The organism is Mesorhizobium sp. W067 (genome assembly GCF_054719525.1).
Map to the genome: position 1 here is coordinate 5416271 of NZ_JBTTII010000001.1, position 15024 is coordinate 5431294.

Here is a 15024-nt window from a genome sequence, read left to right on the forward strand (position 1 = left end):
AGTCACCGCGGCCCTTTGTCGGCCGCCAGATCGTTTTCGATCAGGGCGACGGCTTCGCCGATACGGTCGAGCCCGGTGGGCACTTCGAGGCGACAGACGCCGATCTGGCTGGCCAGGGCGGCGCATTGGCGAAGATGTGTCGTGGCAAAATCGCCGACCAGGGCTGGACGGCCGAAACGCGTCACATAGGAAAATTTGATGATTGCCGGCAGGGCGCCGATGCCTGGCAGCGGCGTGATCGCTGCCTTGTCGTTGCGCTCGAGGATATAGATCCGGGTCGCCGGCACCGCGTCTGCCGCAAATCCGGCGTGCAGGCGGTGCTGCATCTTGTCGATCGCCGCATGCACCTGCGGGCGTATCTCTGCCTGGCGGATGGGAAACGCGGCGGCGGCATCGGCGGCGAGCTTCAACTGCGGAAAACCCGGAACGATCATCGGCCGGTCCGTGAGATCGAGCGCCACGACATCGTCGGTCAGCAATCGATGCCCGGCACGGATCATCGCGCTCGCCGTCGTCGATTTGCCGGCGCCCTTGTCGCCCATGAAGACAGCGCTCTTGCCGCCGACCGCAATGGCGCTGGCGTGCAGGATAAGCAGGCCGCGCTGGTGCAGGAGCAGTGCCATGACCGGACCGAGCAGCGGAAACGCCAGCAGCGCATCGTCGACATCGGGCGCCGGCTCCACCTCGATGCGGCAGGCATCGGTGATCAGGAAGGCGCCGACCGTCTGCCATGCCAAATATTGCTGCCGCGGCTCGAAACGGAAAGCGGTTCCGGTCTCGGGCGAGGGTTTTGGCAGGTCGATCGGGCCGACCGTGATCAGCACATCGACGCAAGCTGGTTCGCTCGGCTCTAGCTCAGGCAGTTCGACCTGCGAAGCGATCGTCAGCCCATAGGCTTTGTAGAAGTGCTGTGCGCGAGCAGCAATTGCATGGCGGTCATCAGCGGCAAGAGGCATGTTGGCCGGCATCATCAGTGGCTCCCGCGCTGTTGCACCTGCCGCAGCCACAACGATAGCGAAATCGAACGCCAGACATACTGGACATCGGGCAGGGTGGCTTCGTCCGGTTGCCGCGCGATGCGGCCATAGGCGGCGGTCACCTCAGGCAGGTTGACGTAAGGGGCGATCCGCGCCGCATCTTTCACCAGCACCTTGTCCAGGAGATCGCGGTGATTGCCGAGCATGCCTTTGACCAAATTGGAGGTGAAATCGATCTTGTCGCGCCGCCACTGCACCGCCGGGGGCAAAATTCCTTCCATGGCACGGCGCAACACCGAGCGGCCAAAGCCCTGGTTCAGCTTTTCCGCGCCGGGCAGTGCCAGGCAGAACTCGACCAGAGGCTTGTCCCAGAAGGGGTAGCGCGGCTCGACGCCGAAATTCGCCGCCGCCTTGTCGAGTACCTCGAAGGCGTGCGGCACCATGCCGTTCGACAGCAGCCAGCGATGGGTCAAGGTCTCGCTGGCGCTGACCGCGGGCGACATGTAGCCGGCCCGGCGAAAGCGCTCGACGAGGTCGGTGCGCATCGCCAGGTCCGGATTGATCAGGCCGCGCCAGCTCGTCGCCGGCCGCCCAGTTGGATGGCGCCGCAATTTGCCAAGCACGCGGTTCGCGAACCGCTTGATTCTCGCGATGCGCCAGGCCGGCCCGTAAAGGGTAAGGAACTGGTAGTAGAGGCCGAGCATGCCGTCGCCATAGGTGTTGGAGGCGCTGCGCAGCTCGCGCCACAGCTCCATCCATTTGCCGGCATCGGCGAGTTCGTGCAGATGGCCGTGGCCCTGCGAAACCACCTCGTCGCCGCCATGGCCGTCGAGCAGAACCTTCATGCCCTTGGCGCCGGCGGTCCTGTAGATGTCGCGGGTCAGCGACAGGCCGGGGGCCAGGAACGTTTCCTCCTGCTCTTCCAGAATGCGTTCGAACTCGGCGAAGGGCGCGTAGTTGCCGACGGAAATCAAAGTGCCGTCGACCTTCTCCTGTCCAAGCACTGCCTCGATGAACGGACGCTCATCCATCGGCGAGCCCTTTTCGAACACCAGCGAGAAGGTCGGCAGCCTCGGTCTTTGCTGGGCGGCATTCTGCAGGCCCGCCACGCAGGCGATCGAGGAGGAATCGAGGCCTCCGCTCAGCATCGCCCCGACCGCAGGCGTGCCGCGCATGCGGTTGCGGACCGATTGCGAGAACAGATGGCGGAATTCCTCGGCCGTGTCCGCCCGCATCGGTCTTGGCGACGGTTCGATCTGCCAGTAGCGGCGCAACACCACCTGGTTCCCGGTCACCGTCAGGCTATGGCGCGCCGGCAGGCGGAAGATATCGGCATAGGCAGTCGATTGCGGATCGTCGGGCAGCCCGGCGAGGAAGCCGGAAATCTGGTGTTCGCTGATGCGCATGTCGACGCCGCCGACATCGAGGATCGGCCCGATCTCGGAAGCAAAGACGAAACGCCGGTCGCTCGAATGGTAGTAGAAGGGTTTGACGCCGAAATGATCGCGCACGCAAAACAGCTTCTGGCGCTCGGCGTCCCAGATGGCAAAGGCGAAGTCGCCCTGCAGATATTCGGGACAGGCTTCGCCCCAGCGCAGATAGGCGCGCATCACAAGCACGGCGTCGGCAACCGAATTGTCCCGGATGCCGAGCCTGGCCAAGAGTTCGTCGCGGTTGTCCAGCCGGCAATCCGCGGTGATTGCGAGCTTGCCGCCGGCCATGGTCAGCGGGCCGGGGCCGGCTTCATCGGTGGTGTTGAGCCAGGCGTGGCCAAGAACGACGCCCTCGTCGATCCACCACGAACTGCCGTCAGGCGCGCGATGCTGCATGCGGGCAAGCATGCGCTGGATGTCGGCCGCGGCGGCCTGCCTGCCTTCCTGCCTCAGCAGAATTCCGGCGACGCCGCTCATCGCTCACTGGCCGTGGTCGACGAGATGGTTAAACCCGCCAAGCGAGCCGCCGAGCACGATATGGTCGCCGCTGACCAGCCAGGCATGCGCCTTCAACTCGGTGCCGGTATCGCGCTCGATGCCGATGCGGATTTTTGAGGCGTTGCCCTGGCGGGCAAGCAAATATTGGCCGGAAAGCGCTTGGGTCAGACAGCTTGCGCCAGGCACCAGGCGGGCAGCCGCAGCCACGCCCCAGGCGACACGCCTGAGATCGCCGATGTCGGCTGGTTCGCGCGCGTCGAGCCGGGTCACCATGCGGCGCACTTTGTTGTAGGAAAGCAGCGTCAGCCCCAGCCGCACCGCCACGACCACCGCAAGGCAGTGGGCGAGAAAGAGCATCTCCGGCCCGCTAAGTGAGAAAGCTCTAGACAAGTTCCTCATCATGGAGCCTCGCAAGCCCGGCGTCCGCCAAGCCCTTCAACAATCCATCGACATCGGCCTTGCAGCGTTCCGGATCGACATTGTAGCGATCCAGCACGGCGCTGCGGATTTCGGAAATCGGCCGCGGCTCCTGGATCAGCTCCCAGATATAGGCGCCGACGCTGTTCAGGCTGTAATAGATGTTGGACCTCATATCGAGCAGCGCCAGGCCGTTGCCGAATTCGCAGGCCACGGCATCCTTGCTCGCGCTCATCCGATCATGGTCCGTGGGGTTCCAGTCCATTCCTAAACCTCGCTCACAACCAACGCTTCGGCAATTCCGGACAAAGACGCGAGAGCCGGGGTTTGACCCCCGACTCTCCTTAGTGCGCTCTGTTTGCAGAGTCCGGACTTTGTCACCCCAACGAGAGAATACTCAGGAGAAGGTGAGTTCGCCGACCGGCGTATGTGCCGGAAACGAGGCGTCGAGTGCCGTAGTACCGCTACCGCCTTGCGTGATGGTCTCGATCGAGCCGTGGACCGTCAGGCTAGGGGTTTCGTACTCATGCTTTTCAACATTCTGTTCCAATTTACTCTCCACTTGTGGACTGGAAGCGGCCTGTCGATTGCCGGCAGCGAGCTATTGCTGCACCGCAATAGCTGCATGGCAGCATTTATGAGTCAAGCCTGATTTACCAGCCGTTAATCAATTCTCGGTTGCGACTCCCTTCAATGGTGATCAAAGCGCTTTGCATTTTCACATCCCAGGAGAATTCAGCAGAGTGTCCGAGGCCATCAACTAAGTATCTGATTTAATTACGTTAAATTTTCCTTCGAATGCTCCTCACTTGGGCGCTGGCGCATTCCCACAAAATTGTTGCTGACGTACCCGTCACAAGCCCCGATCAGGCGGCGCCTTGCATCTAGGACTGTGTTGCGAAACGTTCAGGTTGCAGGAAATTGGCGCCAAAGGAAAAACTGGACGCGGCGCATGAATTTGGCGATGCTTTGCTTCGCACTTGCAATATAACGCGCCTGGCGAATTTTTTGCGGAGATGCTGCAGCAGATGGCCTTGCAGGAAGGGACCTTCGAAAGGTTGCGCGCCGCTGGCTGCGCCGACGAAGTGGCCTATGTGCAGGCGTGCCTGCGGCTGTTCTTCGCCTCCGGGGCGAGCCCCAGCGCCGCGCCTGCACCGGCCATCTCCGTTGCCGATGTTTGCGACATCGCCAGGCTGAACAAGGTCGCCACCTTCATGCTGAAGGCGCTGTCGCGCCCACCGGCGGGCGAGACGCCGCCGGGATTGCTCGAGTGGCTCGACACTTATCGCCGGCGCACGATTGCGATGAACTCGTCCGGCATCATGGATTCGATGGCCATCGACAAGGCGCTGCGCGGCAGCGGCATCGATTTCGTGTTCCTGAAGGGGCCCCTCCAGCAGCAACTGCTCTATGGCGACCATTTCATGAAGCCGTCCGGAGATGTCGACATATTGGTGTCGCCGGCCGGCTTCTTTAGGGCTCGCGATGCGCTGCGCTCGATCGGCTACGAGGTCGCCGGCAAGTCCCGCTCCGTCTGGTGGGTGCGCTTTCTGGGCGAGCAGCACATGGTTCGCAGCCAAGGTCGGAAATTGTCCACCGTCGATCTCCATTACCGGCTCCAGCAGCCGGGATCGCCCAGCCCGCGCGATACGGAAGGGTTCCTGCGCCGCAAGCGCGCGCTTGCGATCGCCGGCTCCAGCGTGCCGTTCATCTCGGCCTCCGACACTTTGCTTCTGTCCTGCATCAGTGTCGCAAAGGCGCTGTTCAACCGCGAGCCATGCGCGGGCTATGTCTGCGATGTCCGGGCCGCTGCCAGTCGGCTGAGCGAGGCCGAGCAGCAGACTGTGCTCGACTACGCGGCCGAGCAGGGGCTGGCTGACACCCTGCTGCTGGGCCTGCGCGCCGCCGATGTGCTGCTTGGTGGCGCCGGCACGCTGCTGTCGGATCGGGCCACCAGGATCCTGTCACGCATCGGCAATGAAGACCTGTTCCACATGGTCATCGCGCCGTGGCTGTCGTCGCTCAGATGGCCGCAACGGCGCACCGTTTTGTGGGAATTGTGCGGCCGCGAACCTGTCCGCTACCTGACCGAGGCCGGCTGGGCCGCGTCAGCCGACCTCAGCCGGCGGATTTTCGAGCGGGAAAGCCGGTGACGATGAGGGTCGTCATGCAGCAGGCAGATAACGTTCCGTCCCGATCCGCTGGGGATGGATCGGGGGATGGATCGGGGTCCGGCGCCGCGCGCCGGGAGCGCGAGGGGCCTCGCGACACTTTATGCAATCGAAAGGCCACCCTATGTCCATGACAGAATCCCGGGTCTGCGTGATCATCGCGGCGCGCAACGCGGCCCGGACCATTCCCGCAGCCATCGCCTCGGCGCTGCGCGAGCCGGAGGTGGCGGAAGTCGTCGTCGTCGACGACGCCTCCACCGATGACACCGCAAAGGTGGCCAGCGCTGCCGATGATGGCAGCGGCCGGCTTTCGGTCATCCGGCTCGACGCCAATCGCGGCCCGTCCTTCGCCCGCAATACCGCCATTGCCGGGTCGAAATCACCTTTCATCAGCATTCTCGACGCCGACGATTTCTTCCTTCAGGGACGGTTTCGCCAGCTGTTTGCCAGCGCCGACTGGGATTTCGCCGCCGACAACATCATGCTGATCCGTGACGATACGGCGACCGATGTCTCGAAGATCGTCGCCCCGTCCTTTTCGGCGGACCCGGAATTCCTCGACTTCGAGCGATTCATCGAGGGCAACATCTCCAGACGGCGTGTCCAGCGCGGCGAACTCGGCTTTCTCAAGCCGGTGATATCAAGAGCTTTCCTCGACAGGCATGGGCTGCGTTACGACGAGAACCTGCGTCTCGGCGAAGATTACGAACTCTACGCTCGCGCCTTTGCCCTTGGCGCACGCTTCAAGGTCATCCGTTCCTGCGGCTATGGCGCGATCGTGCGCGCCGATTCGTTGAGCGGGCGCCACAAGACACAGGATCTGAAGCGCCTCGCCGATGCGGATCTGGCACTGCTCGAGATCGACAGCCTGCCGGAAGGCTCCAAGGCCCTGCTGCGCAAGCACGAGCGGCATGTGCGTGACAAATACCGGCTGCGCAATTTCCTCGATGTGAAGGCCGAGCGCGGCATGGCGTCTGCCGCCGCCTATGCGCTGGCCAGCCAGTCGAACTTCATTCCCATCGTTGTCGGCGTGGCCGCCGACAAGCTCGATGCGTTGTTTCGCCACGCCGGTCTGTCCCCGCGGCAGCAGCCGGTGCCGCCTTTGCGCTTCCTCATGGCCGCTACCAACACGGCGGCGCAAAAGTAGGCTCCGCCAAGTCCGGGACGGCGGCCGCAAGGCTGAAAAAATTGCCTTTCTGAAACTCGGAGGTTGCCTACACGCCCCGACGATGGCACTGTATGTTGCGGTGCAGCAATTTTGGAAGGCCAACCGGATGGCTTCAATTTTCGGCTTCAGGTCCAGGGACCCAGCGCGCGACAAGCAGACCGATCTGGCGCGTTTCGACCGTCTGGCAAAGCTGTTGGATCAGATCACGGCCGAGATTGCGGCCGAGAAGACCGGGTTGGAGGCCCGCTACCGGTCGAAGTCCACCAACGCGGCCTTCCTGGTCGAGTCGATGGAGAACGGCTCGGCGTCGGCACGCAAGCTGTCGGAAGTCGGCGAGCTGACGAAGTCCATCCTGAACTGCGAACAGCGCATCGCCGAGCTGGTGCGCCAGACGAGCCGGATGAAGGAACTGCGTCATTCACTCGACGCGATCGTCGGCGAGGATGGCCAGAGTTCTGATTCGCACGGGGAATATGTCAAACCCGCAGGTCGCTTCGGCTGAACACGGTCACACGAGACACAGAAGAGAAAGTTCGGGGACGGAGGATCGGGATCGGCCCGTTAGCAATGTGGGCCAATCGGTGACTTTGGGTTGGGGCGGAACAGCACAAAGGTGAATTGATATGAACGCAGATCCGAAGACGACGCCCATGGCGGCAATCGATGCCATGATTTCGACGCGGCCAAATCGGCCAATGCGTCTTGTAAACCCAACGCGTCTTCTATCCGTTGGTGCGCTTCTGTTGGCGGCAGCCGCAGCTCTGCTCGGCGCCGCCCACCCCTCCCGCGCCCAGGACGCCTCCCCGGAGATGCAAAGCGCACCGTCCTTCGTCGACGATTTCAAGAGTTTCGATCGTTCGCGCTGGTATGTCTCCGACGGTTGGTCGAACGGCAATCACCAGAACTGCACCTGGTCGAAAAGCCTGGTAAAATTTTCCGACAACATGCTGACGCTCGGCTTCGAAAAGCGCAAACTGAAGGACCGCGAGTTCGCCTGCGCCGAGATCCAGACCAAGCAGCGCTTCGGCTATGGGACCTATGAAGCACGGATGAAGACCGACACCGGATCCGGTCTCAACGCCGCTTTCTTCACCTATATCGGCCCTGCCGACAAACAGCCCTGGTATGAGATCGACTTCGAGGTGCTGACCAAGGATACATCCAAGGTGCAGGTCAACAGCTACATCGCCGGCAAGCCCAAGAACGAGAAGCTGGCCGAGGTCGAAGGCGGCGCCGACAAGGGCTTCAACGACTATGCCTTTATCTGGGAAAAGGACCGGCTGCGCTGGTACGTCAACGGCAAGCTGGTCCAGGAAGTGACCAATCCCGAGCAATTGCCGACCCACTCGCAGAAGATATTCTTCAGCCTCTGGGGCAGCGACACGCTGAAAAACTGGATGGGCGCCTTTTCGGACCCCGGCCGCCAGGTGACGATGCAGGTGCAGCGCGTCGCCTTCACCGCGCTCGGCCAGCCGTGCCAGTTTCCGGAATCGCTGGCATGCAGTGTAAGCAGCATAAAGTAGATCTGAACCGGCCCGGCTATATAAGGCCAAAGGGCGTGAACAGGAATTAACCCGAATGAATTTGACGGTCTTTGGAATTGGCTATGTCGGTCTCGTGCAGGCCGCGGTGCTGGCGGAGGTCGGGCACCAGGTGGTGTGCGTCGATGTCGATGAAAAGAAGGTCGAGCGGCTCAACCAGGGCCTGGTGCCGATTTTCGAACCGGGACTGGAGGCCCTGGTCAAGGAGAACCACGCCGCCGGCCGCATCAAGTTCACCACCGATGCCGCCGCCGGCGTCAAGCATGGCGAGATCCAGATGATTGCGGTCGGCACGCCACCCGGCGAAGATGGTTCGGCCGACCTCAAATATGTGCTGGCGGTGGCCGAGACCATCGGCCGCGAGATGGACGGTCCCAAGATCGTCGTCGGCAAGTCGACCGTGCCGGTCGGCACCTGCGAAAAGGTGAAGGCCAAAATCGCCGCGACGCTGAAGGCGCGCGGGCGCCAGGACCTGGCTTTCGACGTCGCTTCCAATCCTGAGTTCCTCAAGGAGGGTTCCGCCGTCGCCGACTGCATGAAGCCTGACCGCATCATTATCGGCACCAACAGCGAGGGCACCGAGGCGGTGATGCGGGAGCTCTACGCGCCGTTCAACCGCAACCACGAGAAGATGATCATGATGGACGTGCGCAGCGCCGAATTCACGAAGTACGCCGCCAACTGCATGCTGGCGACCAAGATCTCCTTCATGAACGAAATGGCCAATTTGGCCGAGCAGCTCGGCGCCGACATCGAGGAGGTACGCAAGGGCATCGGCTCGGATCCGCGCATCGGCTACCACTTCATCTATCCCGGCCTCGGCTATGGCGGTTCGTGCTTTCCCAAGGATGTCCGCGCGCTGATCAAGACCGCCGAAGGTGTCAAGTTCGACGCCAAGCTGCTGCGCGCCGTGGAGGAGCGCAACAATGCCCAGAAGTCGGTGCTGTTCGACAAGGTGCACCGTTATTTCAAGGGCAGTCTCAAGGGCAAGACCTTCGCGCTCTGGGGCCTCGCCTTCAAGCCCAACACCGACGACATGCGCGAGGCGCCGGCGCGCGTCCTGATGGAGGCGCTGTGGCAGGCCGGCGCCAATGTGCAGGCCTACGACCCCGAGGCGATGCAGGAATGCCAGGCCATCTACGGCCTGCGCGACGACCTTTTGTTGTGCGGCACCAAGGAGGCGGCACTGCGCGGCGCCGACGCGTTGCTGATCGCCACCGAATGGAAGAGTTTCCGCGCCCCGTCCTTCGACGCGGTGAAGGATGCCCTGACCACGCCGGTCATCTTCGATGGCCGTAACCTCTATGATCCCAAGGTCATCGCCCGTCACGGCATCGAGTATTTCTCGATCGGCAGGATGGCGGCGTGAAGGCAGGGCGGCACAACGCGGAGCCAGGTTCATGAAAGTTCTGTTTGCAGGCGGCACCGGCTACACGCCGCAATTCAGCGGGGGCGTCCAGTCGAGCACCCACCACCTGGTCGAGCAATTGCGCGAAAACGGTCACGAGGCATCCGTTCTGGCAGCCCTGTTCGGCGACGGCATGTTCGGCTTCAGGGCGCGCGCCAAGATGAAGCTCCTTCGTCAGCGCGCGGTCATCGACAATTTCCCGGGCTATCCGGTTGTACGGGCGTGGTTCCCCTGGGAAGCGGCCGACTTCGCCGTCAAAAAGTTGAGGCCGGATGTCGCGGTCGTGCAGTGCCACAATTCGGTGCCGATCGGCAGAGAGCTGCAGAGGCTTGGCGTGCCGCTGACCGTCTATCTGAGGAATGTCGAATTCGACGAATTGGCCGGCGATCTGCGTGAGCTCCATTCGGCGGTCTATATCGCCAACTCCGAGTTCACCGCGCGCGCCTATAAGGCAAAATTCGATATCGATTCGACGGTTATTCCGCCGACCATCAATCCCGCGTTCTACAGCACACCGACGACCGGTGAATTTGTCACGCTCATCAATCCATATGAGGAAAAAGGCTTCGATCTTGCGGTGCGCATTGCCGCCGCCTGTCCCGAGATCCCGTTCCTGTTCGTCGAAAGCTGGAAGCTCGACGACGATCATCGAGCCCGGATCGAAGCAACAATCTCTCCCCTCCAGAACGTCAAGCTGGAAAGCCGCACCAGCGACATGAAGACGGTCTACGGCCGCACGAAAATCCTGCTTGCGCCCAGCAAATGGGAAGAAGCCTGGGGCCGGGTGGCCTCGGAAGCGCATTGTAGTGGCATTCCCGTGGTCGGCTCGCGGCGCGGCGGTCTGCCGGAAGCGATCGGCGCCGGCGGCGTGGTACTGGACTACGACGCCCCGCTCGCCGACTGGGTCGCAACGATCAGGCGGCTGTGGAGCGATGAGGCCGAGTACAAGCGGCTGTCAGCGACAGCACGTCAGTTTTCGGAGCGGCGGCAAATGAACCCCGACAGCCAGTTCGCAACGTTCATGGGCGTTCTCGACCGCGCAAGACGTGTCGGTTTGGAGCGCGCAGCCTAAACGCGTCGTGTTGCATTTCAGCTGAGACGCTGCACGACCGTGGTCGCGCAAAGTTCCCGTTAGCCAGGTCCAGGCGTCGTGCGCCCGTCCGGATCACTTTTAATTGCTGCAGTGCAATATTTTGTGGCACTGCAGCAATCAACGTGTATTCTGCCTGTCTACATTAGGGCTTGTGCGATATGGACCGCTTGGTCCGAGCAAGCCCCAACCTTATGGGCGGGTCATGCGCGTGGGCTTTGTCGTCGGCGAATTCCCTCTGCTTTCGGAAACCTTCGTCGTGGACCAGATGGCTGGGCTGCTGGCGCGGGGCTTTCAGGTCGAAGTGGTCTGCGAAAAGATGCAAGGTGACCACCGAATTGACCGGCAAAGCGAGCCGATGGCGACGCTGCTCGCCAGAACCCGACATTGGTGGCGATGGGCCGCTGTAATCAGCAAATTTGTACAGCGTCTGCCGCCGCGTCTGCGATACAAGGCCTCGACCGTTCTCGACATCGCCTTTGCACGCCGCCTGAACCGCTGCGAGGTGATTGTCGCCCACTTCGGACAGAACGGCGAGAGAGCAGCCGCACTGAAGAAATGGAAGGTGCTCAAACCACCGATCATAACCATCTTTCACGGCGCGGACGTGGCGATCCCGGCGCGGCAGGCAGTGCTCGCGACACAATATGCCGGGCTGATCAAGCATGGGACCCTGAACCTGCCCGTCAACGATTACTTCCGCACGATGCTGCTGGAAGCCGGCCTGTCGCAGGCGAGCACGACGGTCCACCATATGGGAATTGACGCCCGCGAAATCGGCTATCGCTGGGAATCGTGGGAAGGCACCCAACTGGTCGTGACGACGGTTTGCCGCCTGGTCGAAAAGAAAGGCGTCGAGTTCGCCTTGCGAGCCTTGGCCTCCCTCAACGCCTCCCAGCCGCAGCTAGACTGGCGTTACGACATTGTTGGCGACGGTCCTCTGCGGATGAATCTGGAGAAGCTGGCCGTAGAGCTGGGCTTGGCTGGTCGCGTAACATTCCTCGGCAGCCTCCCTCACGCAGAGGTGAAAAGACGGCTTCGCATGGCTCATCTCTTTTTGCTGCCAAGTATCACTGCCAGCGACGGGGATATGGAAGGCATTCCGGTCGCGCTCATGGAGGCCATGGCCGCCGGATTGATTGCGGTCAGCACGTATCATTCGGGAATCCCGGAGCTCATCAAGGATGGGGAGACGGGGTTGCTTGCGCCCGAGCGAGATATTTCAGCGCTTGCCGGCAAGCTTGCCTGGGCCGGGGAGCACCCGACCGAATGCGAGCGTATCGCGCTTGCCGCACGCCGCAAAGTCGAGGACGACTTCAACGCAGATGTTCTGAATGAACGTTTTGCGCAGATCGTTACCCAACTGGCCACATCGAGCCCTGCGCATGAACCTGCCGGTCATGTCGGGGTTTCCGAGGGCTTGGCGGATCCTTCATCTGCCGGCTGACACTGCTGCTCTGCGTTTGATCGGCAGACACGCCAAGCCGAGGGAAATCTTGCTACACTGCACCAAAAATGTTGCAGTGCAGCAAGACCTATACTAACGTCCCTGCGGGTGGGCCAACAGCGGTAGAGTTCCATGCTGCATGTCTTGTGCCTCCGGCACCCTGTTTTCGGCCCGGCTTTTGTCAAGGGCACACCGGCTCTCCGCACGAGCGCATCCTGCCGATGAAGATTTGCTTCGTAGTCGACAAGTTCCCCTCATTGTCCGAAACCTTTGTTCTCGACCAGATAGCCGGATGCCTTGAGCGCGGCATGGAAGTCGGCGTCGTCTGCAACGAGACGTCCTTCGGCAGGGACAGCAACATCGATGATCCGCGCTGGCAGGCGCTGCCAGGAAAGGTCGTATGCTGGTGGGGTGGCCTGGGTCGCTATCGCCCGCTGCTCAGGAAGTGGTCCGGCAGGTTCTGGGACAAGCTCTCGACCGCCATCGACATTGCTCATGTGCGAAAACTGCAGGGCGCCGACGTCATCGTTGCCCATTTCGGCAACAACGGCATGCGCGTGGCCCGCGCCATCAAGCGCGGGAGGATTTCCGCTCCCCTGGTGACGATATTTCACGGCCGTGATGTCGGCGAACCGCTGCATGACAATACGCTCGCGCGCTACAAGATTGTGTTCGAAAAGGGCGTTCTTCAACTGCCGGTGAATGCGTTTTTCCGCGATGCCTTGATTGAGGTCGGTGCATCGCCGGAGCAGGTTGTGGTTCACCATATGGGGGTGCGGCCGAGTGACATCGACTATCGGTGGCGTTCATGGGAGCAGGCTACGCTCTCTTTCATCTCGGTCTGCCGCCTGACTGAAAAGAAGGGCATCGAATATGCGCTTCGCGCGCTTGCTGGCCTGCCGCGGCGAGACTGGATCTACTCGGTGATCGGCGGCGGAGAACTTCTCGAGCAGCTGAAGGGGATCGCCGCAGAGCTCGGCATTGCCGACAGGGTGAATTTTCTTGGGCCCCGGCCGCACAGCGAAGTCAAACAGCGTCTGCGCGATGCGCATGTGTTCCTGCTGCCCAGCGTCGGCGCCCGCGATGGCGATCTGGAAGGCATTCCGGTTTCGCTGATGGAAGCGATGGCCGCCGGCCTGACGGTGGTCAGCACATATCATTCCGGGATCCCTGAACTGATCGATGATCACAAGACGGGTTTTCTCGTGGCTGAGCGGGACGTTGCGGCGCTGACCGGAAAGCTTGCATGGATCGCCGAGAATCCGAAGCCGTGTGAAGAGATCGCTCTCGCGGCGCGCAAGAAGATCGAGGCCGAGTTCAACTCCGATCTGCTGAACCAACATTTCGTGGAAATCGCCATGCGGCTTGGCGAAACGAGGTCGCTTGCATGAACGCCAATCCGCCCCCCCAGTTCGGTCGTGTCGCCCTGCGCGGCGGGCTGGTAACCATCGGCGCCCAGGGCTTCAAGATGGCGATCCAGTTTCTCTCCGTCATCGTGCTGGCCCGTCTGCTCGTCCCCGAGGATTTCGGTCTGGTGGCTTCCGTCGGGCCGATCGTGGCCTTCGTCGGGCTGCTTCAGAATCTGGGCCTGCAGCAGGCTGTGGTTCAGCGCAAGGACATCAGCAACCAGCAGCTCAACCAGGTGTTCTGGATCAGCGCGCTCGTCGGGCTGGGTAGTGCCGTGGTAGTGGCCGGCCTGGCGCCTGCCATCGCCGCGTTCTATGGCGATCAACGTATGTCCGGCATCACCCTTGGCTCCGCCCTGCCGCTGCTTCTCGGCAGTCTCGCCGCAGTGCCGCTGGCGTTGATGAACCGGCACCTGCAGTTCGGCCAGCTCGCACTGAACGACGTGATAAGCGCCGCCGCCGGACTTCTGGCCGCCGCAATCGCGGCCTATGCGGGGTTGGGCTACTGGTCGCTGGTCATCGGCCCGGCGGTTTCGGCAGCTATCGCCCTGGCTGCCGCCTGGCTGGTGGCGCGTTGGACGCCTTTGCGGCCGGACCTGAAGGTCGATGCCGATATATTGTCGTTCGGCGCCAACCTGACCGGCTTCAACCTCGCCAACTTCTTCTCGCGCAATCTCGACAACATTCTCATCGGAAAATATTCCGGTGCGATCGAACTCGGCTATTACGACCGCGCCTACAAGCTCCTGTTGTTCCCGCTGCAGAACATCAACCAGCCGCTGACACGGGTTATGGTGCCGCTGCTCAGCCGCATCCACGATGACAAGGCCCGCTTTCGCGATATCTATGTGCGCACCAACTGGATGCTGGCGGCCGTTACCATGCCGGGCATCGCGGCGCTGACGCTGACCTCCAATCAGATCGTCGGACTTCTCTTCGGCGCGGGCTGGGCACCGGTCGCACCGATCTTTGCCTGGCTGGGCATCGCCAGCCTGGTCCAGTCCGTTTCAAGCACGACGGGATGGATATTCATCTGTCAGGGCAAGACGAAGACCATGTTCCATTGGGGCATCTATTCGTCGCTGACGACCGTCGCTGCCTTCGTCGTTGGCCTGCACTGGGGCGCCGTCGGCGTTGCCGCGGCCTATGCCATCAGCGGTTACGTGCTGCGCGTTCCCGTGCTGGCGCTCCTGGTCCATCGCGTCGGTCCGGTGACCGCCGCCGACTTCCTGCTCATGCAGGGGCTTTTCATCGCCTCGTCCCTGCTTGCCTGGTTCCTGTACCTGTGGTTGCCGGCGTCTCTAACGGGCCAGTCAGACCTGCTCGCGGTCTTTTTGGCGCTTGCCCTCAACTACGGCATCGGTCTCGTTTTCATGCTTGCCGTCCCGCAGTCGCGACGCGCTTTGTTCACCACCCTGTCCAACGCCGCGCGCAATATCCGCTGAGCGGCCGGCGATCAGCGGCGCCA

The 15024-nt window shown here is 62.1% G+C and carries 14 protein-coding genes; 9 read left to right on the forward strand and 5 right to left on the reverse strand.

From position 1 onward, the window contains the following. Window positions 1–2: 2 nt before the first annotated feature. From ACYG97_RS26435 to ACYG97_RS26455, 5 genes are all read right to left on the reverse strand, one after another. Window positions 3–971: a phosphoenolpyruvate carboxykinase (ATP) gene (locus tag ACYG97_RS26435; protein WP_023732550.1), complete on the reverse strand. Its 969-nt coding sequence runs from the start codon at window positions 969–971 to the stop codon at window positions 3–5. After that, window positions 971–2887 carry a lasso peptide isopeptide bond-forming cyclase gene (locus ACYG97_RS26440; protein WP_023732549.1) on the reverse strand — a complete coding sequence of 639 codons (1917 nt, stop codon included), beginning with the start codon at window positions 2885–2887 and terminating at the stop codon, window positions 971–973. The genes ACYG97_RS26435 and ACYG97_RS26440 overlap by 1 nt, the downstream gene beginning before the upstream one ends. 3 nt (window positions 2888–2890) lie before the next feature. Next, window positions 2891–3265 carry a lasso peptide biosynthesis B2 protein gene (locus ACYG97_RS26445; protein ID WP_023702339.1) on the reverse strand — a complete coding sequence of 125 codons (375 nt, stop codon included), beginning with the start codon at window positions 3263–3265 and terminating at the stop codon, window positions 2891–2893. Between the two features lie 25 nt (window positions 3266–3290). Then, entirely contained in the window at window positions 3291–3560 is a 270-nt protein-coding gene (locus ACYG97_RS26450) for a PqqD family protein (RefSeq protein ID WP_245259933.1), read from the reverse strand. 162 nt (window positions 3561–3722) lie between these two features. Further along, on the reverse strand, window positions 3723–3875 hold the full coding sequence (locus tag ACYG97_RS26455; protein ID WP_023684233.1) for a lasso RiPP family leader peptide-containing protein: 153 nt from the start codon (window positions 3873–3875) through the stop codon (window positions 3723–3725). Window positions 3876–4353: 478 nt separating this feature from the next. Between ACYG97_RS26455 and ACYG97_RS26460 the strand changes: the two genes are divergently transcribed. The 9 genes from ACYG97_RS26460 to ACYG97_RS26500 all read left to right on the forward strand — a co-directional run bounded on the left by ACYG97_RS26460 (window position 4354) and on the right by ACYG97_RS26500 (window position 15001). Further along, the gene (locus ACYG97_RS26460; RefSeq protein ID WP_023732547.1) at window positions 4354–5478 is read left to right on the forward strand and encodes a nucleotidyltransferase family protein; all 1125 of its coding nucleotides are present in this window, start codon (window positions 4354–4356) and stop codon (window positions 5476–5478) included. A gap of 142 nt (window positions 5479–5620) precedes the next feature. Then, window positions 5621–6643, forward strand: a complete 1023-nt coding sequence (locus tag ACYG97_RS26465; RefSeq protein WP_023703574.1) for a glycosyltransferase family 2 protein — start codon at window positions 5621–5623, stop codon at window positions 6641–6643. Window positions 6644–6770: 127 nt separating this feature from the next. Next, the gene (locus ACYG97_RS26470; RefSeq protein WP_023668807.1) at window positions 6771–7166 is read left to right on the forward strand and encodes a cytochrome P450 family protein; all 396 of its coding nucleotides are present in this window, start codon (window positions 6771–6773) and stop codon (window positions 7164–7166) included. A gap of 121 nt (window positions 7167–7287) precedes the next feature. Continuing rightward, a complete protein-coding gene (gene exoK, locus ACYG97_RS26475) occupies window positions 7288–8187 on the forward strand; it encodes an endo-1,3-1,4-beta-glycanase ExoK (RefSeq protein WP_023668806.1) in 900 nt (299 codons plus the stop codon). Window positions 8188–8242: 55 nt separating this feature from the next. Then, window positions 8243–9574 carry a UDP-glucose dehydrogenase family protein gene (locus ACYG97_RS26480; protein ID WP_023732546.1) on the forward strand — a complete coding sequence of 444 codons (1332 nt, stop codon included), beginning with the start codon at window positions 8243–8245 and terminating at the stop codon, window positions 9572–9574. Window positions 9575–9605: 31 nt separating this feature from the next. Next, window positions 9606–10685, forward strand: a complete 1080-nt coding sequence (locus ACYG97_RS26485; protein ID WP_023668804.1) for a glycosyltransferase — start codon at window positions 9606–9608, stop codon at window positions 10683–10685. 223 nt (window positions 10686–10908) lie between these two features. Continuing rightward, window positions 10909–12150 (forward strand): glycosyltransferase, encoded by a 1242-nt coding sequence (locus ACYG97_RS26490; RefSeq protein WP_023732545.1) that lies wholly within the window; start codon window positions 10909–10911, stop codon window positions 12148–12150. A 221-nt stretch (window positions 12151–12371) separates the two neighbouring features. Further along, window positions 12372–13541: a glycosyltransferase gene (locus tag ACYG97_RS26495; RefSeq protein WP_023732544.1), complete on the forward strand. Its 1170-nt coding sequence runs from the start codon at window positions 12372–12374 to the stop codon at window positions 13539–13541. Continuing rightward, the gene (locus ACYG97_RS26500; RefSeq protein ID WP_023684224.1) at window positions 13538–15001 is read left to right on the forward strand and encodes a lipopolysaccharide biosynthesis protein; all 1464 of its coding nucleotides are present in this window, start codon (window positions 13538–13540) and stop codon (window positions 14999–15001) included. The genes ACYG97_RS26495 and ACYG97_RS26500 overlap by 4 nt, the downstream gene beginning before the upstream one ends. Window positions 15002–15024 lie beyond the last annotated feature (23 nt).